25 protein-coding genes and 1 pseudogene are annotated in these 24,487 nt (G+C 27.6%); 20 read left to right on the top strand and 6 right to left on the bottom strand.

The window, feature by feature from the left end:
* Positions 1-41 precede the first annotated feature (41 nt).
* Together D3Z33_RS05920 and D3Z33_RS05915 are read left to right on the top strand one after the other, a co-directional pair.
* Complete coding sequence (locus D3Z33_RS05920) at positions 42-908, top strand: radical SAM protein (protein WP_160196862.1); 867 nt, start codon at positions 42-44, stop codon at positions 906-908.
* A gap of 77 nt (positions 909-985) precedes the next feature.
* Positions 986-2,383 carry an NAD(P)/FAD-dependent oxidoreductase gene (locus tag D3Z33_RS05915; protein ID WP_160196861.1) on the top strand — a complete coding sequence of 466 codons (1,398 nt, stop codon included), beginning with the start codon at positions 986-988 and terminating at the stop codon, positions 2,381-2,383.
* 35 nt (positions 2,384-2,418) lie between these two features.
* Here the strand turns inward: D3Z33_RS05915 and D3Z33_RS05910 are convergent, their stop codons facing one another.
* Together D3Z33_RS05910 and D3Z33_RS05905 are read right to left on the bottom strand one after the other, a co-directional pair.
* Complete coding sequence (locus tag D3Z33_RS05910) at positions 2,419-3,282, bottom strand: tRNA 2-thiocytidine biosynthesis TtcA family protein (protein ID WP_160196860.1); 864 nt, start codon at positions 3,280-3,282, stop codon at positions 2,419-2,421.
* 59 nt (positions 3,283-3,341) lie between these two features.
* Positions 3,342-4,112 carry a nitroreductase family protein gene (locus D3Z33_RS05905; protein WP_160196859.1) on the bottom strand — a complete coding sequence of 257 codons (771 nt, stop codon included), beginning with the start codon at positions 4,110-4,112 and terminating at the stop codon, positions 3,342-3,344.
* Positions 4,113-4,258: 146 nt separating this feature from the next.
* Here D3Z33_RS05905 and D3Z33_RS05900 point away from each other — a divergent pair, with 146 nt between their 5' ends.
* Positions 4,259-4,681 carry a DUF2383 domain-containing protein gene (locus tag D3Z33_RS05900; protein WP_160196858.1) on the top strand — a complete coding sequence of 141 codons (423 nt, stop codon included), beginning with the start codon at positions 4,259-4,261 and terminating at the stop codon, positions 4,679-4,681.
* A gap of 32 nt (positions 4,682-4,713) precedes the next feature.
* On the opposite strand, the gene D3Z33_RS05895 is transcribed toward D3Z33_RS05900, so the two are convergent.
* Positions 4,714-5,325 carry a superoxide dismutase gene (locus tag D3Z33_RS05895; RefSeq protein ID WP_160196857.1) on the bottom strand — a complete coding sequence of 204 codons (612 nt, stop codon included), beginning with the start codon at positions 5,323-5,325 and terminating at the stop codon, positions 4,714-4,716.
* 184 nt (positions 5,326-5,509) lie between these two features.
* Here D3Z33_RS05895 and D3Z33_RS05890 point away from each other — a divergent pair, with 184 nt between their 5' ends.
* From D3Z33_RS05890 to D3Z33_RS05870, 5 genes are all read left to right on the top strand, one after another.
* Entirely contained in the window at positions 5,510-5,971 is a 462-nt protein-coding gene (locus D3Z33_RS05890; protein ID WP_160196856.1) for a GNAT family N-acetyltransferase, read from the top strand.
* 11 nt (positions 5,972-5,982) lie between these two features.
* Positions 5,983-6,546, top strand: a complete 564-nt coding sequence (locus tag D3Z33_RS05885; protein WP_160196855.1) for a GNAT family N-acetyltransferase — start codon at positions 5,983-5,985, stop codon at positions 6,544-6,546.
* Between the two features lie 145 nt (positions 6,547-6,691).
* Entirely contained in the window at positions 6,692-8,023 is a 1,332-nt protein-coding gene (locus D3Z33_RS05880; protein ID WP_160196854.1) for an alanine/glycine:cation symporter family protein, read from the top strand.
* A gap of 109 nt (positions 8,024-8,132) precedes the next feature.
* Positions 8,133-9,527 carry an MATE family efflux transporter gene (locus D3Z33_RS05875; RefSeq protein ID WP_243153435.1) on the top strand — a complete coding sequence of 465 codons (1,395 nt, stop codon included), beginning with the start codon at positions 8,133-8,135 and terminating at the stop codon, positions 9,525-9,527.
* 228 nt (positions 9,528-9,755) lie between these two features.
* Positions 9,756-11,186, top strand: coding sequence for a YfcC family protein (locus D3Z33_RS05870; RefSeq protein ID WP_160196853.1), 1,431 nt, complete (start codon positions 9,756-9,758; stop codon positions 11,184-11,186).
* Positions 11,187-11,220: 34 nt separating this feature from the next.
* On the opposite strand, the gene D3Z33_RS05865 is transcribed toward D3Z33_RS05870, so the two are convergent.
* Entirely contained in the window at positions 11,221-12,144 is a 924-nt protein-coding gene (locus D3Z33_RS05865; protein ID WP_160196852.1) for a prenyltransferase, read from the bottom strand.
* 121 nt (positions 12,145-12,265) lie between these two features.
* Between D3Z33_RS05865 and D3Z33_RS05860 the strand changes: the two genes are divergently transcribed.
* The 10 genes and pseudogenes from D3Z33_RS05860 to D3Z33_RS17160 all read left to right on the top strand — a co-directional run.
* Positions 12,266-13,168: an ABC transporter substrate-binding protein gene (locus D3Z33_RS05860; RefSeq protein WP_160196851.1), complete on the top strand. Its 903-nt coding sequence runs from the start codon at positions 12,266-12,268 to the stop codon at positions 13,166-13,168.
* Positions 13,168-13,911 carry an ABC transporter ATP-binding protein gene (locus D3Z33_RS05855; protein ID WP_160196850.1) on the top strand — a complete coding sequence of 248 codons (744 nt, stop codon included), beginning with the start codon at positions 13,168-13,170 and terminating at the stop codon, positions 13,909-13,911. Before D3Z33_RS05860 ends, D3Z33_RS05855 begins: the two co-directional genes overlap by 1 nt.
* Positions 13,898-14,647 carry an ABC transporter permease gene (locus tag D3Z33_RS05850; RefSeq protein ID WP_160196849.1) on the top strand — a complete coding sequence of 250 codons (750 nt, stop codon included), beginning with the start codon at positions 13,898-13,900 and terminating at the stop codon, positions 14,645-14,647. The genes D3Z33_RS05855 and D3Z33_RS05850 overlap by 14 nt, the downstream gene beginning before the upstream one ends.
* A 420-nt stretch (positions 14,648-15,067) precedes the next feature.
* The gene (locus D3Z33_RS05845) at positions 15,068-15,418 is read left to right on the top strand and encodes a DUF4258 domain-containing protein (RefSeq protein WP_160196848.1); all 351 of its coding nucleotides are present in this window, start codon (positions 15,068-15,070) and stop codon (positions 15,416-15,418) included.
* Positions 15,411-15,791, top strand: a complete 381-nt coding sequence (locus D3Z33_RS05840) for a YgiT-type zinc finger protein (RefSeq protein WP_160196847.1) — start codon at positions 15,411-15,413, stop codon at positions 15,789-15,791. Before D3Z33_RS05845 ends, D3Z33_RS05840 begins: the two co-directional genes overlap by 8 nt.
* A gap of 46 nt (positions 15,792-15,837) precedes the next feature.
* On the top strand, positions 15,838-17,091 hold the full coding sequence (locus tag D3Z33_RS05835; protein WP_160196846.1) for a sensor histidine kinase: 1,254 nt from the start codon (positions 15,838-15,840) through the stop codon (positions 17,089-17,091).
* A 4-nt stretch (positions 17,092-17,095) separates the two neighbouring features.
* Positions 17,096-17,941: a response regulator gene (locus D3Z33_RS05830; RefSeq protein WP_160196845.1), complete on the top strand. Its 846-nt coding sequence runs from the start codon at positions 17,096-17,098 to the stop codon at positions 17,939-17,941.
* 151 nt (positions 17,942-18,092) lie between these two features.
* Positions 18,093-19,517: a Na+/H+ antiporter NhaC gene (gene nhaC, locus D3Z33_RS05825; RefSeq protein WP_160196844.1), complete on the top strand. Its 1,425-nt coding sequence runs from the start codon at positions 18,093-18,095 to the stop codon at positions 19,515-19,517.
* A gap of 137 nt (positions 19,518-19,654) precedes the next feature.
* Positions 19,655-21,013 carry an MATE family efflux transporter gene (locus tag D3Z33_RS05820; protein WP_160196843.1) on the top strand — a complete coding sequence of 453 codons (1,359 nt, stop codon included), beginning with the start codon at positions 19,655-19,657 and terminating at the stop codon, positions 21,011-21,013.
* A 115-nt stretch (positions 21,014-21,128) separates the two neighbouring features.
* A pseudogene (locus D3Z33_RS17160) lies at positions 21,129-21,353 on the top strand (thioredoxin family protein); the annotation flags it as partial.
* A 21-nt stretch (positions 21,354-21,374) separates the two neighbouring features.
* Here the strand turns inward: D3Z33_RS17160 and D3Z33_RS05810 are convergent.
* Positions 21,375-22,235, bottom strand: a complete 861-nt coding sequence (locus tag D3Z33_RS05810) for a YhjD/YihY/BrkB family envelope integrity protein (protein WP_201750448.1) — start codon at positions 22,233-22,235, stop codon at positions 21,375-21,377.
* A gap of 157 nt (positions 22,236-22,392) precedes the next feature.
* Between D3Z33_RS05810 and D3Z33_RS05805 the strand changes: the two genes are divergently transcribed.
* Both D3Z33_RS05805 and D3Z33_RS05800 read left to right on the top strand, forming a co-directional pair.
* Positions 22,393-22,554 (top strand): DUF1328 domain-containing protein, encoded by a 162-nt coding sequence (locus D3Z33_RS05805; RefSeq protein ID WP_160196842.1) that lies wholly within the window; start codon positions 22,393-22,395, stop codon positions 22,552-22,554.
* A gap of 24 nt (positions 22,555-22,578) precedes the next feature.
* Entirely contained in the window at positions 22,579-22,668 is a 90-nt protein-coding gene (locus D3Z33_RS05800) for a hypothetical protein (protein ID WP_160196841.1), read from the top strand.
* Positions 22,669-22,866: 198 nt separating this feature from the next.
* On the opposite strand, the gene D3Z33_RS05795 is transcribed toward D3Z33_RS05800, so the two are convergent.
* The gene (locus D3Z33_RS05795; RefSeq protein ID WP_160196840.1) at positions 22,867-24,234 is read right to left on the bottom strand and encodes a YjiH family protein; all 1,368 of its coding nucleotides are present in this window, start codon (positions 24,232-24,234) and stop codon (positions 22,867-22,869) included.
* Positions 24,235-24,487: the final 253 nt, after the last annotated feature.

Genomic DNA, 24,487 nt, shown 5'->3' with positions numbered 1-24,487 from the left:
ACTGGATTATTTTTAGTTGAAATAAGAGTGGAGGAAAAAAGATGAGATATGAAGGAAGAGTTTTTAGGCCCCCTAGTGAAGCTAGGAGTCTAATAGTACAGGCAACAATTGGTTGTGCTCATAATAAATGTACATTTTGCAGTATGTATAAGGAGAAAAAATTCAGAATAAGAAAATTAGATGATATATTAGAAGATTTAAATTCTGCAAGGGAATATTATAAAAATATAAAAAGAATATTTTTAGCTGATGGTGATGCTTTAATATTGAAAACAGAGGATTTATTAATTATTTTACAACATATAAAAAGGATATTTCCTGAATGTGAAAGGATAGGTATTTATGCTACACCTAAAGATATACTAAATAAAAGCTTAAATGATCTTAAAGTGTTGAAAGATAATGGATTAGGTATTATGTATATGGGGATAGAATCAGGAAATGAAGATATATTGAATAAAATTACTAAAGGTGTAGATAGAAAAACTATGATTAAAGCTGGAGAAAAAGCCAAGGAGTCTGGCATAAAATTATCAGTAACATTGATATCTGGTTTAGGTGGTAAAGATTATATCAAAGAACATGCTATGGATTCAGCTAAAGTAATAAATGAGATTAATCCTGATTATGTAGGGTTATTAACATTAATGATGGAAGAGGATACAGAATTATATAATGATTATATAGAAGGAAATTTTGAATTGTTATCTCCAGAGGAAGTTATGATAGAAACAAAATTATTTATAGAAAATCTTAATGTTAAAAATTGTGTATTCCGTTCAAATCATGCGTCAAATTATATTTCTCTTAAAGGAACATTAAATGATGATAAAGATAGATTGTTAAATGAAATTGATGAAGCATTAAAAGAAGATATTTATAAACCAGAGGGATTAAGAGGACTTTAGAATTATATTGGACTAAACCTGAACTATATTATATAATATTAGTATAATATTCGACTATTTATAATGGGGGAGTTTATATGAATTATGATTTAGTAATTGTAGGTGCGGGACCATCTGGTATATTTACTGCTTTAGAATTAATTAAAAAGAAATATGATACAAAAATATTATTAATTGAAAAAGGAACTAGTATTGAAAAACGTCATTGCCCTAAGGAAGAATTATTTAAATGTGTTTCATGTAAACCATATTGTCATATAACTACAGGATTTTCAGGTGCAGGAGCATTTTCTGATGGCAAATTGTCTTTGAGCCCTGAAGTAGGTGGAGAATTACCTAATTTAATTGGAGAAAAATTTGCTCAAGAAATGATAAATTATACTGATAACATATATTTGGAGTTTGGGGCAGATGAAAATGTAGAAGGACTTGAAAATACCGAAGAAATTAAAGATATAAGAAGAAAATCAATAGAGGCTGGACTTAAATTAGTTGATTGCCCTATAAGACATCTTGGAACAGAAAAGGCTCAAGAGATATATTATAAAATACAGCAGTATTTAGTTCAAAGTGGAGTAGAAATAATGTTTGATACTTTGGTAGAAGATTTAATAATAGAGGATGATAACATTAAAGGAATAATCACAATAGATTCAAAGAGAAAAAAATCTACAGAAAAAATATTATCAGATAAAGTAATAATAGCTGCTGGTAGAAAAGGAGCAGATTGGCTAAAAAATATGTGTATAAAACATAATATTAGCCATAAATCGGGAACTGTAGATATAGGGGTTAGAGTAGAGGTAAGAAATGAAGTTATGGAAAAAGTCAATAATGTATTATATGAATCAAAACTAATAGGATATCCATCACCATTTAGAGATAAAGTAAGAACATTTTGTCAAAATCCTGGTGGATTTGTAAGCCAAGAGAATTATGATGATAATTTAGCTATAGTAAATGGACATTCATATAAAGATAAAAAATCAAACAATACAAATTTAGCAATATTGAGTTCCCATAATTTTATAGAGCCTTTTAATCAACCTATTGAATATGGGAAAAAAGTATCCCAATTAGTTAATATGTTAGGCGATGGAAACATATTAGTACAAAGATATGGTGATATATTAGATGGAAAAAGAACATGGCAAGAAGAGCTTTCTAGATCCAATGTTAATCCAACATTACCTGATGCTGTAGCAGGAGATATTACATCTGCAATACCATATAGACCAATGCTTAATATTCTTCAATTTATAGAATCTTTGAATGTAGTAGTTCCTGGATTTGCAAGTAGAGAGACATTGTTATATGGACCAGAAGTTAAGTTTTATAGTAATAAAATAAAATTAGATGATAATTTTATGACTAATGTTAAAGGTTTATATGCATTGGGGGATTCTAGTGGATGGACTAGAGGACTTATGATGGCTTCAGTGATGGGTGTAATAATGGCTAGAAAAATTGCATAATAAAATGACTCCTAATATTAGGAGTCATTTTATCGTTATTCATCATAAAAATCTAAAAATGAATATTTTTTATCATCTTTTTTATATCCAAGAATTCTATCTATATTAACATTTTCTGCAGCTTTAAAAATTGACTTATCCACATCAACAAAATTTTCTTTCATTTGTGAAATAAGTTCCTTTATTTCATATCTTTTATTTCCTATTTTTTTAGCAGCAACCATGCAAGCACAATTTAATGGCCATATACCACTTGTCTCTGTAAATCTCTCTATATCATCTTCTCTTATATAATACATTGGACGGATTAATTCTATACCTTCATAATTTTGAGATTTTAGTTTTGGTAACATTGTTTTAAAATTACCTGAATATAACACATTTAACATAGTTGTCTCAATTACATCGTTAAAGTGATGCCCAAGTGCAAGTTTGTTACATCCAAGCTCTTTAGATTTCCTGTATAATGCACCTCTTCTCATGCGGGCACATAAATAACAAGGATATTCACTTGCTTTTTCATCTGCTATTTCAAATATTTTAGATTCAAATATTTTAACGGGGATATCAAGGTAGTTGCAATTTTCTATCAGCAATTTTTTTATGTCTTCATGATATCCAGGGTCCATAGCTAAAAATTCTATTTCAAAATTTATATTACCATGTTTTTTAAGCTCTTGAAATAATTTAGCCAAAAGCAGGCTATCTTTTCCTCCAGATATAGCAACAGCTACTTTGTCACCCTCTTCTACAAGGTTATAATTAGAAATAGCTTTAACAAAAGGAGACCAAAGATATTTTCTATATCTCTTAATTATATTTCTTTCTATATCTTTTAAAGGTATTTTATCTTCATCAGGTATTAATTGTTTACAACCTTTACCTGCTAGTTTATCCATACTTTTCACCTCTTTTTCTTTTGCTTAATTATTATAACATTAATAGAGGTAATTTGTAATTATTTATTCCAATGTTCCATAATAACTTTCACAGATCTTTCCATTTCTTTGAAGAAAGGAGCACCGAATTTTCTTGAATACATTAATTGTCCAATATTTCTTGCTCCAAATGAGTTATTAGGATTTAAATTTTCGTTCAAATGTTTGAACATATCATCAAACTCTTCTGAAGATAATCTTTTATACTTTTCATCAAACACTATATACTCTTTATTAAATCTAGGTATTAGAGTTTTTTTCAGTTTTTCAGGATAATATCCAAGACAAAGCATACCAATAGGGAATACTTTATCAGGTAAATTAAACATTACTTTATGTGTTTCATAGTTTTCCATAATATCTCCAATATAGCAAGAACCGACTCCAAGGGATTCTCCTGCAATAACAGCATTTTGAGCTGCAATCATTGTATCTGATATAGACAAGAAAAGATCTGCATTATTTGGACCATTATATTCCATTTCTTTTTCTTTACAAAAATCTTCAATATCACAATGGTGAAGATAATCAGTCCATCTTTGCATATCAGCTAGAAATATTAATACTAATGGAGCTTTAGCTATAAAAGCTTGGTTGTCACAGGTGCTACTTAGCCTTTTGATTTTTTCTTTATCTTTAATAACTAATACAGAGTAAAGCATCATATTACCAGCTGTTGGCGCTCTCATTGTAGAATAAAGAATTTGTTCTAAATGTTCTTCTGATATAGGTTTATCTTTATACCTTCTTAAAGACATCCTATTATTCAATACACTTAATGTTTCATTCATTAAAAAACCTCCTTTAGTTTTAAATTACTATATTATTAAGTATATTAAAAATTCTACAATATAGTAAGAATATCCTGCTAATATCCCAACATATTTAGAACAGATTATGAGAATAATAAAAGTATAAAAATTAAGGAAGTGAAATTATGAATAAAAAAATAGAAGAAGCTTTAATTAGTTTATTACAAGGAGAATACATGGCTTTAGATTCTTTTAATGTATTTATATCTAAATTAGAAAACAAAAAAAATAAAGATGTTTTTCAAGAAATACAAAAAGGACATAGAGAAAATATAGCTATATTATCTGAATATATTCAAAATATTGGTGGGATGCCAGATGAAAATTTAGGTCTTAAAGGGAATATGGCTGAATTAAAATTAAAGATTGAAACTCATAAAAAGGATGATGATTATATAATAAATAAAGCTCTAGAAGGTCAAAAAAAAGGAATAAACATGGCTGAAAAAGTTTTAAGAGGTAATTTAGATGATAAATCAAGAGATATAGTTGGAGAAATTCTTCATAGGGAAAGAAAAAATACTAAAGAGTTAGAAAAATTAAATTAAGCCTCGAATATTCGAGACTTAATCATATTAGTTTATTTTAAATTTTCATATCTTTCATTTACATAGTCCCAGTTTACAACATTCCACCATGCTTCTATATAATCAGGTCTTTTATTTTGATATTTTAGATAATATGCATGTTCCCATACATCTAAACCAAGTAATACTTTTTTATCTTCCATAACAGGGGAATCTTGATTTGGTGTTGATACAACTTCCAATTCGCCATTATCTTTAAGAATTAACCAAGCCCATCCACTACCAAATCTAGTTTTTGCAGCATTAGTAAAATCTTCTTTAAATTTATCAAAACTATCAAAAGCTTTTTCTATTTTTTCAAGTAATTCGCCCTCTGGTTTTCCTCCACCATTTGGACTCATAGCTTTCCAGAATATAGAGTGGTTATAAAAACCTCCTCCGTTATTTCTAACTGCAGTTTTTATATCTTCTGGCAATGTATCTATTGATTTTAGAAGATCTTCGATTGATTTATCTTGAAGGTCTTTATGGCCTTCTAGTGCATTATTTAATTTATTTGTATATCCTTGATGATGTTTTGTGTGATGTATCTCCATAGTTCTTGCATCTATATTTGGTTCTAGTGCATCATAAGAATAATCTAATTCTGGTAATTTGAAACTCATTAATAATTCCTCCTTTTATTTTTCTCTATTTAAGATATACCCAATACTATTAATGATAATCATTATCAATTATATTTTTTTTGATTTATTTTAAAACATACTATAAATGTATAATTGGTATTTATATATAATTGTTTGGTATAATATATTGCAATTAAATTTAATATGAAATTGAGGTAATTACATGCTAATAAGAAAATATGACGAGAAAGATTTAAAAGAGGTACTTCAATTATTTTATAATACAGTTCATAGTATAAATATAAAAGACTATACATTAGAACAAGTAAATGCTTGGGCACCAAAGATACCAGAAAAGAAAAAATGGGAGAATTTTTTATATGAAAACAAAACATCTGTAGCAGTTATTAATCAAAAAATTGTAGGATTTAGCGATTTAAGGGAAGATGGATATCTTAATACTATGTATGTTTCAAAAAATCATCAAGGTCAAGGAATTGCAACTATACTTTTAAGTGGAATTGAACAAGAGGCTCAAAATCTAAGTATTACTAAATTAACTACAGAAGCAAGTATTACAGCAAAAGATTTTTTTAGAAAAAGAGGATTTAACATAGTTGAAAAACAGAATAAAAAACATAATAATATGGTATTTGTTAATTATATTATGGAAAAAAATATTTAGGGGGAGATTGGATGAGTATAGAAAAATTAATTTTAGAAACAGAAAGATTAAATTTGAAAAAATCAGATGAAAGGTTTGTAGATATTATTTTAGATTTTAATATTAGAAATAAAGATTTTTTATCTGAATTTGAACCGAAAAAACATAGTGATTATTATACTGTAGATTACCATAAGCAAATTATAGAAGATGAAATTAACAAAATAGAAAATGGTAATTTACAAAAATTTTATATATTTGAAAAGGATAATGATGAAAATATAATAGGAAGTGTTGCTTTATCCAATATTGTAATGGGAGGATTTTTATCTTGTTTTTTAGGATACAAAATGGACAAAGATAAATTAAACAGAGGATATATGACAGAAGCAATTAAGAGAGTTATAAGATATTCTTTTAGTACTATTGGTCTTCATAGAATTGAAGCTAATATAATGCCTAGAAATAAGCGATCAATTAGAGTGGTAGAAAAATTAGGATTTATAAATGAAGGGCTATCTAAAAGGTACCTAAATATAAATGGAACATGGGAAGATCATATTCATATGGTATTGTTAAATGAAAATTTAGAATAAATAAAATGATATAATATAGAGCAAAATAAGTAAATAACTAATATTAATATTTTAAAACTATTAACAAAACTAAACACATTATATACTGACAATAAATTAACAAGGTGTTATAATAAATTTATCATATTCTAAGGAGGCATAAATTATGGATTTATTTTCAGAGATTTTAAAGAATATTAGTGATTTCTTATGGGGTACTCCATTACTCATATTATTATTAGGTACTGGTATATTTTTAAGTGTTAAATTAAAATTAATACAATTATTTAAGTTCCGTGCATCATTTAAAAGTTTATTCTCAAAAAGTGATAATGAAGGAGACATATCTCCTTTTCAAGCTCTTACAACGGCTTTAGCGGCATCAATTGGTACAGGTAATATTGTTGGGGTTGCTACAGCAATAGCAGCAGGAGGACCTGGAGCATTATTTTGGATGTGGATAACTGCTTTTTTTGGTATGGCTACTAAATACGCAGAGGCAGTTCTTGCGATAAAGTATAGAGTAAGAAAAGAAGATGGAGAAATAGCCGGTGGTCCTATGTATTATATTGAAAAAGGATTAGGGAAGAAATGGCTTGGAAAAACATTTGCATTTTTTGCTGTAATAGCTTCATTTGGAATAGGGAATACTGTACAATCTAATTCTATAGCAGATGCATTAAATAATAGCTTTAATATATCTCCATTAATCACAGGATTGGTAATAGCTCTTTTAACAGGGCTTGTGATAATAGGTGGAATAAAAAATATAGGAAAAGTAACAGGAGTTCTAGTACCTTTTATGGCAGGAGCATATATATTAGGATGTTTTGTTATATTGTTATTTAATATAGAAACTTTACCTAATGCATTTAAGCTTATTTTTTCAGATGCATTTACGGGAAGTGCAGCAGCAGGTGGTTTTGCTGGTTCTACAGTTATGTATGCTATAAAAAGTGGTGTTTCAAGAGGAGTTTTTTCTAATGAAGCTGGACTTGGTAGTGCTCCTATAGCACAAGCAGCTGCTCAAACTGAATCCCCTGCAAGTCAAGGTCTTATTGCTATGCTAGACACATTTATAGATACTATTATAGTATGTACATTTACAGGACTTGTAATAATAAGTACAGGAGCTTGGGCATCTGGGTTAAATGGAGCAGAGTTAACAAGTGAAGCATTTAATAAGGGACTTCCAGGACCTGGAGGTTTTATAGTATCATTTGGTATAATCTTCTTTGCATTTTCCACAATACTAGGATGGAGCTATTATGGAGAGAAATGTTTAGAATACTTATTTGGAAGTAAATCTATTAAATATTATAGAATAATTTTTGTTATAGCAATAGTAATAGGTGCTACTGCTAAACTTAAATTAGTATGGTTTTTGGCGGATATAATGAATGCACTTATGGCAGCACCAAACTTGATTGGGCTCATTGGATTAAGTAGTGTAGTTGTGCTTGAAACAAAAAAATATTTTGAGAAAAGCAAATTGTAATAAAAGCTGAGATAATTTAAATTATCTCAGCTTTTATTTATATTGTATAAAGATATTAAAACAAATATAATTATATATATTTATATTAATACTATGAGGTGAATAAAAATTGATAGAAAAAGGAAAATTAACAGATGGAAATATTTTAAAAGCTTTAACAGGATTAGCATTACCTATTATGGCTACTTCTTTTGGTCAAATGGCTTATAATATCACTGATATGTTTTGGATAGGTAAGTTAGGTAGCGATTCTGTAGCAGCAGTAGGAACAGCAGGTTTTTTCACTTGGTTTGCTGTTGCATTTATAACAATATCAAAAATTGGTGCAGAAGTAGGAGTAGCACAATCAATAGGTAAAAATCATATAAAAGATGCTAAAGGATATATAAGAAGTTCAATACAATTAAATATTATATTTAGTATTATATATGCATTTATATTATTCTTTTTTAGAAATAGTCTTATAGGATTCTTTGATTTACCAAAGGTAGATGTAGTCAATATGTCAAGAGATTATTTAATGATAATCTCATTTGGCATACCATTTTACTTTATAAATCCTGTGTTTACTGCTATTTTTAATGGTAGTGGTGATAGTAATACTCCCTTTAAGATAAATATAATAGGATTAATTTCTAATATTATATTGGATCCATTATTTATATTTGGATTAGGACCTTTAATTAGTTTTGGTGTAAAAGGAGCTGCAATAGCTACTATTGTATCTCAAATGTTAGTTACAATATTATTTATATATAGCATAAAAGGTAGAATTGAAATATTTAATGATATTAAATTTTTAAAAAACATAGAAATTACATATATTAAAAAAATTACTAAAATGGGCATGCCTCCTGCTATTCAAAGTGGTTTATTTACCTTTTTTTCTATGCTTATAGCTAGAATACTTGCAGGATTTGGCGCTGGTCCTATTGCAGTACAAAAGGTAGGATCACAAATCGAAGCTATTTCATGGATGACAGCAGGAGGATTTTCATCTGCATTATCTGCCTTTGTAGGCCAGAATTATGGATCTGAAAAGTTTAAAAGGATAAAAGAAGGATACTTTACTGGTCTTTTAATGGTTGGAGTTATAGGTGTTTTTGCTACAGTAATATTGATTTTTGGTGGGGAAATTATAATGAAACAATTTTTTATTGAAAAAGATGTTATAGCAGAAGGAGTAATATATTTAAGAATATTAGGAGTATCTCAAATATTTATGACTATAGAAATAGCAACTACAGGAGCATTTAATGGTCTTGGTAGAACATTACCACCATCTTTAGTGGGAATAATACTTACAGGACTTAGAGTTCCTTTTGCTATGATTTTATCTTCTGATGATTTATTAGGTCTTAAGGGTGTATGGTGGAGTATAAGTATAAGTAGTGTATTTAAAGGTGTATTTCTTATGATATGGTTTATAATTATTCTTAAAAAGTTTATTTATCCAAAGATTAACCTTGAACAAAATATGTATAAAGATACAACGAAGAAATAAATATTTAGAAAAAGTAAAAAAATAACGGTTGTGTAATAAAGCTATGTATGTTACATTTATAAATGTAACATACATTTTAAGTTTATTTATTTAAAATAAATTTATACATTTTATATACCTATTGATATTTTATTATCAATCCTTACGACTAATAAATATTTACTAGGATTATAATTAAGCTACTTGGGTATAATTATAAATGTAGAAAAAACACAAAGGAGTGATTACATGAAGTTTAAAATGCCTACGGCATACACAATTCTTGTAGCAATCATAATAGTAGTAGCTATTTTAACCTGGATTGTTCCTGCAGGTGAATATGAATTAGGAGAAAATGATGCTCCAGTTCCAGGAACCTATGAACAATTACCAGAAGAAGAAACTACACCACAAGGAGCATTTGACGTAATGATGGCACCTATTAGAGGTTTTTATGATGCTATAGATGTAGCGTTATTCGTACTTGTAATTGGTGGATTCTTAGGAGTAGTTATGAAAACGGGAGCTATTGATGCGGGTATTGCAAAAGTAGTTGAAACCTTCAAAGGAAGAGAAAGTTGGATGATAATTATACTTATGGCTCTTTTCTCTTTAGGTGGAAGTACTTATGGAATGGCAGAAGAAACTATAGCATTCTATCCTTTAATAATACCGGTATTTATAGCAGCTGGATATGATGCTGTTACTGGAGTATCAGTCATATTACTAGGTGCTGGTGTCGGAGTACTTGGTTCTACAGTAAATCCATTTGCAACAGGAATAGCTTCAGGTTTTGCAGATGTTGCATTAGGTAAAGGAATACTTATAAGACTTATTATGTTAGTAGCAGGATTAATTTTAGCTATCCTTTATACTACTAGATATGCTAAAAAAGTTAAAGATGATCCTTCTAAATCTCTTGTTGCAGATATGGGAGAAAGCAATAAAGAATATTTCTTAGGTAAAAAAGATGAAGGTGAATTTCCAGAACTAACAGGCAAAAGATTATTTATATTAGTTTTATTTGCACTTACATTTGCTACAATGATTTATGGTGTACTACCATTAGAAGATTTTGGAGTGGAAGCAATTCCTACGTTATGGTGGTGGTTCCCAGAATTGACAGCGTTATTCTTGGTAGCAGCAATTATAATAGGCTTTATACATGCATTTGGTGAAGATGATTTTGGCGAAGAAGAATTTATTGATTCTTTTGTAACAGGAGCTAAAGATCTTTTAGGTGTTGCTTTAATAGTTGGTGTTTCTAGAGGTATAACTGTAGTAATGAATGCAGGTAATATAACATCTACAGTACTACATGCTGGAGAAACTACACTTTCACAAGCAGGACGTATACCATTTATAATTTTAACATATTTATTCTATATACCATTATCATTCTTAATACCATCAACATCAGGATTAGCTACAGTATCGATGCCTATTATGGCACCACTTGGAGATTTTGCTAATGTTGCAAGATCATTAGTAATAACAGCTTATCAATCAGCATCAGGTATAGTTAACTTAGTAACTCCAACATCTGCTGTTGTAATGGGTGGTTTAGCTATAGGAAGAGTACCTTATGGTAAATGGTTAAAATATGTATGGAAATTCTTAGTGATAATATTTATAATGACAATATTAGCTTTAATATTGGGATTATATATTAATATATAAAAGTAAAGGAATCGCATATGCGATTCCTTTATTTTTATACAATTAATGAAATTATAGTTATTAATCCAAATATAAGATGGAGTTTATTTGTGATAGGGACACCTTCTTTTTTTGATACGGATACATTTTTATATGATTTTATAGCTAAAGGTATGGTTAAATATATAAATAAAGTCCATATTGGCAAAATATTTAATAATACATATAAGGTAGTTAAACTATAAGATAAGACTAATAAAGTTATAAATAATATTTTCCCGAATTTATACCCCATTCTTACTGTTAAAGTATTTATACCCAGAGATTTATCTCTTTTATAGTCTCTTATTTCATTACTCATCATTAGCAAAGGTATCATTAAACTAACTGGAAGTCCTATAATTATTGGATTTAATGAAAAGTTTTTAGAAAAAACTAAATAACTTCCAAATACCATTAATGGTCCCATTAAAATAAATGATAAAGGAGTTCCTAGTCCTCTTTTTTTATAAACTATAGGTTCTCCAGTATATGAATATCCTCCTATAACTCCTATTAATCCTATTATTATAAGTTTAGGTGTAGAGATTAGCATTATATAAAGGCCAATTCCCATAGTTATAAGAAAGCATCCAATTCCTAATAAAAATATTAATATATCAAATTTGGTTCTTTGTTTACCTAAAAAATTATATTTGATATCACTTTGTTCTCTATATTTATATTCACATTCAAAAAAATCATTTATAAAATTAGTTGCAGTTTGTATAAGTAATCCAGCAATAGTTACTAAAAATATTTTCCATATATCTATAACTATAAACTCAGATTTAAATAAGTATCCTTCATTATATGCAATTACAATACCTAATGTAGTAGAATATAAAGCTAGTGTTAAAGATAAAGGTCTTGAAGCAATCCAGATATCTTTAATATTTTTTTTATTAATATTTGTTGTAATGGTTTTAGAATTAATCATATTATGCCTCCTTTTTTAGTGCTAAATATATTATAAAGTAATTGATACATTATTGCCAAATATATTTATAAGTTATAAAATAGATTATGTGTTTTAAAATTATCATAGAGGAGAGAAATATATGAGTAAAAAAATATTAATGATTTTATTAATTACTAGTATTGTATTTAGTATTATAGGATGTAATAATGATGAGGATGAAATTTCATCATTAAAAATAGGAGTAATGCCAGCAGTTGATTCAGCTCCAATATTTGTAGCTGAAGAAATGGGATATTTTGAACAAGAAAATTTAGATATGGATATAAAAGTATATACAAATGCAGTTAATAGAGAAAGTGCATTACAGAGTGGGCAATTAGATGGAGCTATGACAGATCTTATTGCTTTTGTTAATAATGTTAATAATGATTTTAAGATAAAAATAACTACTAGTACAGATGGAAAGTTTCCGTTCCTAGTAAAGAAAGGGTTTGAAGAAAAAGAAACTATTGATATAGGTATGATGGAGGTAAGCGTATCTAATTTCTTATCTGAACAATATTTATCTTCTAAATATAAAATGAATAAGATATTTATACCTGAGATCCCTACTCGTTTAGAAATGATTAAGTCAGGAAATATGGATATGGCAATAATTCCCGAGCCTATGGCATCTATGGGTGAATTAGGAGGATTAGAGAAGAGAGTATATGAAAATGAAGAAGAATTCACACCTGAAGCAATGGTATTTACTTATGATGCAATTTCTGAGAAGGAAAAAGCTATATCAAAATTTCATAGAGCATACAATAAAGGAGTAAAATATATTAAAGAAAATGAAAAAGAATCTAGGAGAATATTAATAGAGAAATTAGAATTAAATCCTGAAATAATAGATAGTATTGATATGCCTGAATATCATATGGCTAGATTACCTTCTTCTGAATATATGAATAAAGTCATTCAATGGGTTGAAAAAGTGAATGATAAAAAGATAAACATTGAATATGATGATATGGTAGAAGGGAAGTTTTTGGATTAATGATAGAGGTTAAAGATTTAGTAGTAAAATATGGTGATGAAGTAGCTATAAATAAGATGAATTTATTTGTAGAGAAAAATACTACTTGTGCTATAATAGGTGCTTCTGGTTGTGGTAAAACAACATTACTATATTCTCTTGCTGGTCTAGTTTTTCCTGACAAAGGAAGTATATATATAGATGGAATTAAAAATAATGGTATTAGAAAAAATACTGCTGTTATACTTCAAAATCATGGATTATTACCATGGAAAACTGTATGGGATAATGTAGCTTTAGGACTAAAAGCTAGAGGGGTAGTTAAGGAAAAAATAAATGATAAGGTTGAAAGTATATTAAAGGAGTTATCAATATATGATTATAAAGATAAATATCCTATAGAATTAAGTGGTGGACAAAGTCAACGAGTAGGTATATGTAGAGCCTTAGCTATAAACCCTGACTTGTTATTAATGGATGAACCAACTTCTGCATTAGATCAGATGACAAAGGAAAAATTACAAAATCTTGTACTTAAAATATATAAAAATAAACCTTTAACTATAGTTTCTGTAACTCATAATATAGAAGAAGCAGTATTTTTAGGACAAAAAATTGTTATTATGAATCATGGAAATGTTAAAAGTATAATAAATAATCCTTATTTTGGTGTAGAACAATCAAGAAATCAGATGGAATTTTATGAAATGTGTTTAAGAGTAAGGAAACTTTTAGAAGAGGATAGATATTATGAAAAACAGTAAAAATATTTATGCTATAACAATAATTCTATTATTTTGGTATATAATTTATTTTATAGTAGACTTATCTGTAGTTCCTAGTCCTCATGATACTATTATAACCTTTATAAAATTATTTCCTATGACATTATCTAAACATATATTAATAAGTCTTTTTAGAATATTTATAGCTATCTCAATAGCCTTAATTGTTGGAGTAACAATTGGACTAGTTACAGGAATGAATAATAAAATAGATAAATTAATTACACCAATAATTTATATTTTATATCCTGTACCTAAAATAGCTTTTTTACCAGTTTTTATGATATTATTGGGCATTGGGGATTTGTCAAAAATAGTTTTAATAATAGTAATAATCATATTTCCAATTATCGTAACTACTAGAGATGGAGTAAAAGAATTATCTAATGAATTATTTTATTCAGTAAGATCATTAGGACTTTCTAATTATCAAATATATAGACATATGATAATACCAGGAGTAATGCCTAATATAATAACTGCTTTAAGAATAAGTATTGGTACAAGTATTGCTGTACTATTTTATGCAGAGAACTTTGCTACTGAATATGGAATAGGTTATTTTATAATGAATAAATGGATAACCGTAGACTATTTAGAAATGTTTAGTGGAATATTGGCTTTGAGCATAATGGGCTTTGGAATCTTTAGATTAATTGATATAATAGAAAACAGATTATGTAAATGGGTTAAGGTACAAAAAATTAAAAATTAAAAATATGGGCATATGCCCATATTTTTAATTCCTCTATTTATTTGAATTAGCAGTAGCAGAATAGTACTACTAAAAGTAGGAAGAAGAATAACAATTCAGAATCTACGCCCTTTCCGTAACAAGACATTACCTCACCCCCTTTAATATGTGCTGTTGTAACTGAATAAAATAACTAAAAGTAGAAAGAAGAATAACAATTCAGTGTCAATTTCTTTAAATATTTTTCCAACACCTTTTACTTCTGACATTTTTAAATCCTCCTTTAGAAATAATGTAAGTAAGTTTGTTTCTAATATATTATATGTAGATTTTTTGAGTTGGTGATTGATAAGATTAGCCAATTTATATTAATCCGTAATATTGTATTAGTTTTAATAATAGTATAAAATTAACTTATGCTAAAGAAAGGAGAATCTTAAAGTGGAATTAGATTTAGTAAAAAAAGAATTTAGGAATGAACAAGATTATATAATTGAATCTACAAAAAGAGATTCTTTATATTATAGTAAGCATGCCATAGAGAGAATGTGTCAAAGGGGAATAGAAGTTGAAGATGTAGAGGGAAGTGCTTCACTTGGAGATCCTATAGAAAAACAATATCATGGTAAAGATATAAAGTTTTTATTTCAGCAACCTAAATCACAAGATCCTAAATATTATTCTGTAGTTGCTTTAGCAATACCGCCTTTAGTAATATCAGTTTGTCATTTCAAAGAAGATGTATGGGAAATGGTAGATGGAATTATGAGGAGGAAAGAAGAAGATGAATAATAAGTTAAGATGTTTTTTATGTGGTGAAGAACTAAAAGAAGGTATTTCTGATGTAAGAGCAGGTTGGGGAAGATATAGAGTAAGGTTTTATGGAGTTAGAGCATTAATATGTGAAGGTTGTGGAGATACTATATTTAGCAAATATGATGTATATATTGTACAGAGTTTATCTAAATTATTTTTAGAACTATCATTTGAAAATAGACCTAAAAAAATGGACTTAACTAATATATATGATTTATTTATTGAAGATAAAAACTTGATCCATTCTATAGATATTAACAATTTGAATCTATATGAAAAAGAAGGGATATTTAGCTTCGATAGAAGAGAGATAGAAGTATATTTAAATAGTAATATTATGCATGCTTAGTAATGCATAATATTACTATTTATAAGATATAATGGATGTGTTACAAATGGTTAAATGGACTCATTTTAAAAAAAGAATATATATTTCATTAATGGATGTAATATTTTCTTTCTTTTCTTTAAGTTATATATTAGCTGGGTTTAGAATAACGCTTTCTTTAGTTATTTTTCCAGTTTTCTTGAATTTATATAAAAGTCTCAATCCAATAATAACATCAGTATTTACAGGAATGACAGGTGTAATTTTTAGAAGCTTATTTATGACATTAGATGGAAAATCTTTCATACCTGCTTTTAAACAAAGTTATCCTGAGGTTACATTTCACCTTGTATATGGGTTAATATATTATTTTTTATATTATAAAAGAAAAGAAACTTCCCATTTCTTTTGGTTTATAACTGTTGTATTATGTGATCTATTTGCTAATTTATCAGAAGTTATATTTAGAGTATTTATATATTCTGATATAGGATTTGAAACAAATATAAAATCATTAATATTAATAGCTTTAATTAGAGGAGGATTTGCTTTTATAATATTATTATCTATACATTACTATAATCTTTTCACAGTAAAAAAGGAACATGAAGAAAGATATAGAAGATTAGTCATACTTTCATCAGAATTAGAAAGTGAAGTTTATTATATGAATATGAATAACAATTATATCGAAAATGTGATGAGTAATGCTTATAATTTATATGAGAAGTTAGAGAATGATGATGATAAAAAAATGGCTCTTATGATATCTAAAGATGTACATGAGATAAAGAAAAATTATAGTAGAGTAATTGGTGGAATAGAATCTATTATGGAAGATAAAGTAAGGTATAAATTTATGACTTTATATGCAATAATGGATATTTTGAAAAAAAATATTGATATGTATATAGAAAAAAACAATTTAAATATAAGTTTAAATGTTTACATAAAAGAAGATGTGAATATATATAAACACTATTATATTATGTCAGTATTTAGAAATTTAATAATGAATGCAATAGAGTCTATAGGAGAAAATGATGGCAATATTAACTTTAAATATACCAAAGAAAATAATAGATATATATTTATAATAGAAGATAATGGTCCAAGTATAAAAGAAAATAACATAAATTATATATTTGAACCAGGCTTTTCTACTAAATTTAATAAAGATTCAGGTAATATTAAAAGAGGAATAGGATTAACTGTTGTAAAGGATATTGTTGAAAAAGAGTTTAGAGGAAATATAGAAGTAAGTTCAAATTCCAAATCTACAAAATTTATTATAATAATACCAATAGAAGAGATGGAGTGAAAAGATGCTAAAATTATATGTTGTTGATGATGATATAGCTATAATAAAGTCATTAGAAAATATAATTGAAGATAATAATTTAGCAAATGTAGTAGGTTTTTCTACGAGTAGTGATATTGCAATAGAAGAAATAAAAAAATATAGACCTGATATTGTAATGGTTGATTTACTTATGCCCAATATAGATGGAATACAATTAGTAGATAGGATTAAAAAGTTAAATTTGGAAATGAAATTTATAATGGTATCACAAGTAAATTCAAAAGATATGATATCTGAAGCATATAATAAAGGGGTTGATTTTTTTATAACTAAACCGTTAAATATTGTAGAAATTAAAAAGGTAATGGATAATATAATTGAATCTATAAATATGAAAAGAACATTGAAAAATATAAAAAATGCTTTTATGAATAATGAGAATTCAGATGAACTTAAAGAGCAAAATTATGATGAATTAAGTGGAATTAGGAATATATTAAATAAGTTAGGTATTATGGGGGAAAAAGGAGCAGAAGATATTATAAATATTTGTTCATTTTTGATTGAAAAAGATGAGAGCATATTTGATTTTAAAATAAAGGAAATTTGTGAAAAGATAAGTGAAAATTCTAGTGCTTCTGAGCAGAGAATAAGAAGAGCTATAAATAAAGCATTGTCGAATTTAGCACATTTGGGAATAGAAGATTATATGAATGAAACATTTACTAATTATAATAATTCATTGTTTAATTTTGAAGATGTAAAATCAGAAATGGATTATATAAGAGGGAAAAGAGATACAGGAGGAAGAATTAGCATAAGAAAGTTTATAGATAGTTTAATGACGGAGATAGAGTTTAGAAATTAAATATTTAGTAATAGAATTTTAAAATACATTAGTGGATAAATATTATTTTCAGAAAATTACTTATTTATTTTTGAATTTTAATAAATATTTTTGATTTTTTTTGTAACCCTCTTGTTATAATATGTACAAATAAAAGGAGGGGGATTTTTGTATGTCAGATGACTATGATAATTCTAGTAAAATAAGTTTTAAATTAGCTATGGTACCAGTTCTATTTTTAATAGGAGCATTAATAATTGCACTTCAGGTGTATGAAGCGGATCCACACATACCTTTAATTATGGCTACTATAGTAGCTGCAGGTATAAGTGTCAAGGTAGGATATAAGTGGGATGCAATAGAAAAAGGAATAATTGATTCTATACAAACCTCAATGCAAGCAATACTTATACTACTTATAATTGGTATGGTTATAGGTACTTGGATATTATCAGGTGTTGTACCTACAATGATTTATTATGGACTTAAAATTTTATCACCAAGTATATTTTTAGTAGCAAGTACCATTCTTGCATCAATAGTTGCTTTATCTACAGGTAGTTCATGGACAACAGCAGGTACTGTTGGTATTGCATTAATTGGTATAGGAGAAGGTTTAGGAATACCTTTGCCTATAGTAGCAGGAGCAATAATATCAGGTGCTTATGCAGGAGATAAAATGTCACCATTGTCAGATACTACGAATTTAGCACCGGCTATGGCAGGATCAAATCTTTTTGAACATGTTAAACATATGATGTATACAACTGGACCTAGTTATTTAATTTCCTTAATACTATATGGAATTATAGGTATGAAATATAGTAGTTCAGTATCAAATGTGGATACAATTAATACTATTTTACAAGGATTATCAAATCAGTTTACTATATCTCCAATACTATTTATAGCGCCAATAATAGTAATACTATTGGTTATATTTAAAGTTCCAGCAATACCGGGACTTCTTGGAGGAGTTTTTGCAGGAGCTATACTTGCTGTTACTTTTCAAGGGGCAAATTTAGGTGATATTATAAATGCAGCACATTATGGGTTTGAATCTACTACAGGAGTAGAAGCAGTAGATAAGTTGCTCACACGAGGAGGCCTTGATTCTATGATGTGGACTGTATCTTTAATAGTTGTAGCACTTAGTTTTGGTGGTGTTATGGAGAAAACAGGTATGCTTTATGCTATTGCTGAAAAAATACTAAAAGTTGCAAATAGTACAGGTTCACTTATTTTATCTACAATATTAACAGGTATAGGAGTTAATTTAGTTACAGGGGACCAATATTTAGCACTTGTTATTACAGGAAAAATGTATAAGGATGTTTATGATGAAAGAGATTTAGCTTCAAAGAATTTATCTAGAGCGTTAGAAGACTCTGCTACTCTTACATCTCCATTAATTCCATGGAATACTTGTGGTGCTTTTATGCATAAAACTTTAGGTATAAATCCATTAATGTATGCACCATTTGCTTTTGTTAATATATTAAATCCAATAATATCTATAATTTATGGATATACTGGAATAACAATTGATAAAAAGGATGAAAATAAAGAACAAAATTACAATAAAGTTATTGCATAAAAAGACACCCATATGGGTGTCTTTTTATGTTTATCTTTTCATGAATTTTATCAAATAAATAAAACATTTAATAGATTAGATACACGAAATAGTTTATAATATAATCATATGATAATTTTGAGTAAGTAGGTGATTTTATGAAAGATTTATTAAATGATAAACAATTTTTTAAAAGATTAATTTCAATAGCACTTCCTATATCCATACAAAACTTAATTTCGTCTTCTTTAAACATGGTAGATACAGTAATGATAGGTAAATTAGGTGAAACTTCAATAGCATCAGTAGGTATTGCGAATCAACTTTTTTTCTTTTTTACCCTTTTGATGTTTGGGTTAAATAGTGGTTCAGCTATTTTTATATCTCAATATTGGGGCAAAAGAGATATTACTAATATTAGAAGAGTGTTAGGATTTTCTATTATAAGTGGAACCTTAATTTCTCTTGTTTTTACACTGTCAGCACTTTTAATTCCTGAAAAAATACTTGGAATATTTACTAATGATAAAGAAGTAATTAAATTAGGTGTAAGTTATTTGTTGATAGTTTGTTTTAGTTATAGTATTACTGCTATTACATTTTCATATTCCTTTGCAGCTAGAAGTATAGGAAATGCTAAATTACCTATGATTGTTAGTGCAATTTCATTAGGAGTAAATACAATATTAAATTATCTGCTAATATTTGGAAACTTTGGCTTTCCTGAATTAGGTATAAAAGGAGCTGCAATTGCTACACTAATTGCAAGGATAATCGAGTTAACATTATTGCTTACAACTATATATAGAAAAGGTTTAGTTCTTGATGCTAAGATAAGAGAAATGAAGGATTTATCAAAAGCATTTATAATGAGAATAGTTAAAACTACAACACCAGTGATTTTAAATGAAGCTTTTTGGTCATTAGGTGTTATAACTTATTCGGCTGTATATGGAAGAATAAGTACAGAAGCTTTTGCATCTGTTCAAATTTCAAATACAGTTCAACAGGTATTTATGGTTGTATCTATGGGCATAGGAAATGCTGCTGCAGTTATGATAGGAAATAGTATTGGAGCAAAGGATGAAACTCAAGCTATAGGCTATGCTAAGAGATTTTCTATTATAACTCCTTTAATTGGTATCATAATAGGAATTTTAATTATAGTCTTTTCTCCTCTAATAATATCATTTTTTGAAGTTTCAGCTATAGTAAGAGAAAATGTAGAGAAAATACTAATTGTATTTGCTATATTTATGGCATTTAAGGTATTTAATACAACCCTTATAGTTGGTATATTAAGAGGGGGAGGAGATACTACAGCTTCATTGTTTATTGAAGCTGGAAGTGTATGGCTTATAGGAGTGCCAATGGCAATAATAGGAGGTCATATTCTTAACTTGCCAGTATATTTTGTTGTAGTATTGGTGTCTTTAGAAGAGTTTGTTAAAGCCATGATAGGAATACCTAGAGTAATATCAAAAAAATGGGTTAAAAATGTAATAGAAGAAGGGTAAAAGAGGTGATAGTATGAAAAGAATAGATACATTTGATGAAATACAAAAAATAATTGATAAAAATAATATGACTTTATTATTTTTTTCTGATGATATGTGATCTAATTGTGTTGGCTTTGGTCCAAAGCTAAAAAAGTTATTAGAAAAGTATCCTAAAATAAAATCTATTGAAGTAGATATAAATAATAATATAGAAGCAAAAGGTCAATATTCAATATTTGTAGCTCCTACGGTGATATTATTTATAGAAGGAAAAGAAGCTATAAAAATGAGTAAATTTATAACTATTGATGAATTAGATTCCAGCATTAATAGGTATTATAAAATGATTTTTTCATAAAATAAAGACTCAGCTGAGTCTTTATTTTTTATCTTCTATTTGTTTTACTATAGAGACCTTATCAAAAGCAAGGGTTGCATTCAATTCTCCACCGATAAGTATTATTATACTACTTATATATAACCAAATTAAAAGAATTATTATACCACCAATACTACCATATGTCTTAGCATAATTTCCAAAATTATTTACATAAAAAGAAAACAATAGTGATATTCCTATCCATGCTGCTGTAGTAAACAATGCTCCAGGTATCACCTCTTTTAATTTTAATCTTTTTTTATTAGGAGCATATTTATAAAAAAGAGTAAACATAATTATAAGCATTATTATAGGAAAAGCAAATCTTATAGTAGCCCACAATTGTCTGAATACTTCGGTTAGATTAAAAAGACTAAATATATAGTTTCCAATTATCTGTCCAAATACTAATAGAGTAAAAGTCAACATAATACCAATTACAAGTGCTATAGTAATAAGAATTGCAAAACCTCTTAACAATAAAAATGGCCTATTTTCTTCTTGATCATAAGCTTTATTAAGTCCTTTTATAAGGGCAGCAACGCCACTAGAAGATGACCATAATGTACCTATAATAGAAAAAGAAAGAAGTGGTGTAGAGCCATTTTGTAAGATTTCTTCAATTGTATCGGATATTAATGAAAATGACTGTTCAGGTAATACACCTGATAAATTACCCATAACATCTGAAGTGGAAATTGAAGTATGACTTAAAAGTGTAAGTAAAAATATTAAAAAAGGGAAAAATGACAGTATAAGATAATATGTAAGTTGAGCACCGAGTGCTGGAACTTCATCGTGTTTTATTCTATATTTCATACTATGTATTATGTTTTTTATATTTAACTTTCTAACTTTCACAAATTTCACCTCTTTTACTTTCATTTATATTAATATATATAACCAATAATGATACATAACTAACAAAAACATCAAAAATGTTTATAAATATATTAATAGGATATATATGAATTAAGAGAAGAATTGGAATATTAAGACAATAAAAGAGGTGAGATATATGCTTAGATGGGCTGTAATATTTTTAATAATTGCATTAGTTGCAGGAATATTTGGTTTTTTTGGAATAGTGGAAGTAGCAGCAGGTATGGCTAAAATATTGTTTTTCATATTCTTAATATTATTTGTCATATCACTAATAATTGGAAGGAGAAAAGTCTAACTTTTATTAGAAATTAGATTTAGTATGTTCCCAATCTATAAAGCTGCAAATAAATATAACAATTTAATAGATAAACATATATCAGGAAGTCCTGATATTAAATCAGACAAGTAATTGCATAAAGAAGCTTGGAAAACTTTAGAGTCTATATTTAAATAAGAACAAAGAAAAGGTCAAGAAAAGTTATTTGTTTCTCGAACAGATAAAGTATGGGGCAATTTCATCCTAAATTTAATTGGAGAAAAAAATAGCAGCCTTATATAGATATTAGTATAAAAAAGGTACCTATCTTTAGATAGGTACCTTTTAAAGTTAAAAGATTAAATGAGCTACTAGTACAATTATTGGTAATGTTACAAGAGTTCTTTCTATGAATATAAAGAACAAGTCTTTTAAATTTACTGGAATTCTAGCACCTAATATTACAGCTCCTGCCTCAGATAGATAAACTAATTGAGTTACAGAAAGAGTAGCCACAATAAATCTAGTCATTTCGCTTGGTATACTAGCACCTATTACAGATGGTAAAAACATATCAGCAAAACCTACAACCATTGTTTGGGCAGCTTCTGTAGCATAAGGAACATTAAGTAGTTTTAATAGTGGTATAAATGGCATTCCTAACCATTCAAATACTGGTGTAGTTTCCGCTATTATAAGAGCTATTGTACCAAAAGCCATTATTGCTGGTAAAACACCTAGCCACATATCAAAAACTATTTTTGTACCATTGATAACAAAATCTTTAGGGTTACCTGTTTTTTTAGCTTTTTCAATAGCAAGTTTAGTTCCCCATTCTCGAGTGGTAAATCCTTCAGGAATATCTTCTCCTGTATCCATACTATTTTCAGTATAATATATATCTTTTTTTCTAGATAAAGGTGGAATTTTTGGTAGTATTAAAGCTGCTATAACCCCACAGAGTATGATAGTTAGATAATATATTCCAAACATATGCATTAAATCAACTTGACCTAATACTACAAGTGAAAAAGTGATAGATACGGCTGAAAAAGTAGTAGCTATTACAGAAGCTTCTCTTGCTGTATAATAGCCCTGTTCATATTGTCTATTAGTAAGTGTGACACCGATAGTTCCATCACCTACCCATGAGGCAATACAGTCTATTGATGAACGACCAGGTAGTGTAAATACAGGTCTCATGACTGGGGTTAAAAGAGAACCTACAAATTCTAATAGTCCAAAGTCAGTAAGGAAAGGCAATAAAAACCCTGCAAATAAAAACATAGTAAATAATGTAAGGATCAAGTCGTATAGTATTAATCCACCTGTAGCATCAGAATAGATCCATTCAGGTCCAATTTTAAAATAAACTAGAAAACCTAATATCATTCCTACTATACGTGTGATAACCCAAAATATAGAAACATTAAATATTCCCTTTAAAAATTCATTATCTTCTATAATTGAGGGTTTAAATAATTTATAGATAAGTGTAGCTATTCCAGTAATAGTAATGAAGGTTAATACTATACCTGGTAAGATGTTTTGTGTAGCACTTGTTAGTTTACTTGCGAGTAATGCTACAACAATTGTAGTGTCACCTTGGTAATTGAAAGGCACCATCAAAACTAATATACCTATAATTGATGGAATTATAAATTGTAAATAACTTGATAATGAATACTTTTTTGGTTTTAATTGATTGGGGTCATCCATTAAAATCTCTCCTTTAATTATATTTTTTGTATTTATATAGTATATGTCTATTTTATTTCAAAATCAAATAAATTTAAAGATTAATATAAAAAATTTTTAAAAAATTTTATTTTGTAATAAGATTGTTATTTCAATGTGTTTTTTCCTTAGGTTTTGGAACTAAATATATAATCAATTATTTATTAAAGATTCTGTACATTTCAACAATTATTTTATATAATAAGATTTGAATAGCAAAATAGAAAGGTTGGGA

This window comes from Senegalia massiliensis (genome assembly GCF_009911265.1).
Lineage (GTDB): Bacteria > Bacillota > Clostridia > Tissierellales > SIT17 > Anaeromonas > Anaeromonas massiliensis_A.
This window is presented reverse-complemented; position numbering and strand designations above follow the sequence as displayed.

Bases quoted from the DNA above. Each gene is read 5' to 3' on its own strand.
- D3Z33_RS05915 (WP_160196861.1), top strand. From the start codon at position 986: ATGAATTATGATTTAGTAATTGTAGGTGCGGGACCATCTGGTATATTT.
- D3Z33_RS05895 (WP_160196857.1), bottom strand. From the start codon at position 5,325: ATGAGTTTCAAATTACCAGAATTAGATTATTCTTATGATGCACTAGAA.
- D3Z33_RS05800 (WP_160196841.1), top strand. From the start codon at position 22,579: ATGTTCCCAATCTATAAAGCTGCAAATAAATATAACAATTTAATAGAT.
- D3Z33_RS05860 (WP_160196851.1), top strand. From the start codon at position 12,266: ATGAGTAAAAAAATATTAATGATTTTATTAATTACTAGTATTGTATTT.
- D3Z33_RS05905 (WP_160196859.1), bottom strand. From the start codon at position 4,112: ATGAATGAAACATTAAGTGTATTGAATAATAGGATGTCTTTAAGAAGG.
- nhaC (WP_160196844.1), top strand. From the start codon at position 18,093: ATGTCAGATGACTATGATAATTCTAGTAAAATAAGTTTTAAATTAGCT.
- D3Z33_RS05820 (WP_160196843.1), top strand. From the start codon at position 19,655: ATGAAAGATTTATTAAATGATAAACAATTTTTTAAAAGATTAATTTCA.
- D3Z33_RS05830 (WP_160196845.1), top strand. From the start codon at position 17,096: ATGCTAAAATTATATGTTGTTGATGATGATATAGCTATAATAAAGTCA.
- D3Z33_RS05920 (WP_160196862.1), top strand. From the start codon at position 42: ATGAGATATGAAGGAAGAGTTTTTAGGCCCCCTAGTGAAGCTAGGAGT.
- D3Z33_RS05910 (WP_160196860.1), bottom strand. From the start codon at position 3,282: ATGGATAAACTAGCAGGTAAAGGTTGTAAACAATTAATACCTGATGAA.
- D3Z33_RS05805 (WP_160196842.1), top strand. From the start codon at position 22,393: ATGCTTAGATGGGCTGTAATATTTTTAATAATTGCATTAGTTGCAGGA.
- D3Z33_RS05885 (WP_160196855.1), top strand. From the start codon at position 5,983: ATGAGTATAGAAAAATTAATTTTAGAAACAGAAAGATTAAATTTGAAA.
- D3Z33_RS05870 (WP_160196853.1), top strand. From the start codon at position 9,756: ATGAAGTTTAAAATGCCTACGGCATACACAATTCTTGTAGCAATCATA.
- D3Z33_RS05880 (WP_160196854.1), top strand. From the start codon at position 6,692: ATGGATTTATTTTCAGAGATTTTAAAGAATATTAGTGATTTCTTATGG.
- D3Z33_RS05855 (WP_160196850.1), top strand. From the start codon at position 13,168: ATGATAGAGGTTAAAGATTTAGTAGTAAAATATGGTGATGAAGTAGCT.
- D3Z33_RS05865 (WP_160196852.1), bottom strand. From the start codon at position 12,144: ATGATTAATTCTAAAACCATTACAACAAATATTAATAAAAAAAATATT.
- D3Z33_RS05835 (WP_160196846.1), top strand. From the start codon at position 15,838: ATGGTTAAATGGACTCATTTTAAAAAAAGAATATATATTTCATTAATG.
- D3Z33_RS05795 (WP_160196840.1), bottom strand. From the start codon at position 24,234: ATGGATGACCCCAATCAATTAAAACCAAAAAAGTATTCATTATCAAGT.
- D3Z33_RS05890 (WP_160196856.1), top strand. From the start codon at position 5,510: ATGCTAATAAGAAAATATGACGAGAAAGATTTAAAAGAGGTACTTCAA.
- D3Z33_RS05850 (WP_160196849.1), top strand. From the start codon at position 13,898: ATGAAAAACAGTAAAAATATTTATGCTATAACAATAATTCTATTATTT.
- D3Z33_RS05900 (WP_160196858.1), top strand. From the start codon at position 4,259: ATGAATAAAAAAATAGAAGAAGCTTTAATTAGTTTATTACAAGGAGAA.
- D3Z33_RS05840 (WP_160196847.1), top strand. From the start codon at position 15,411: ATGAATAATAAGTTAAGATGTTTTTTATGTGGTGAAGAACTAAAAGAA.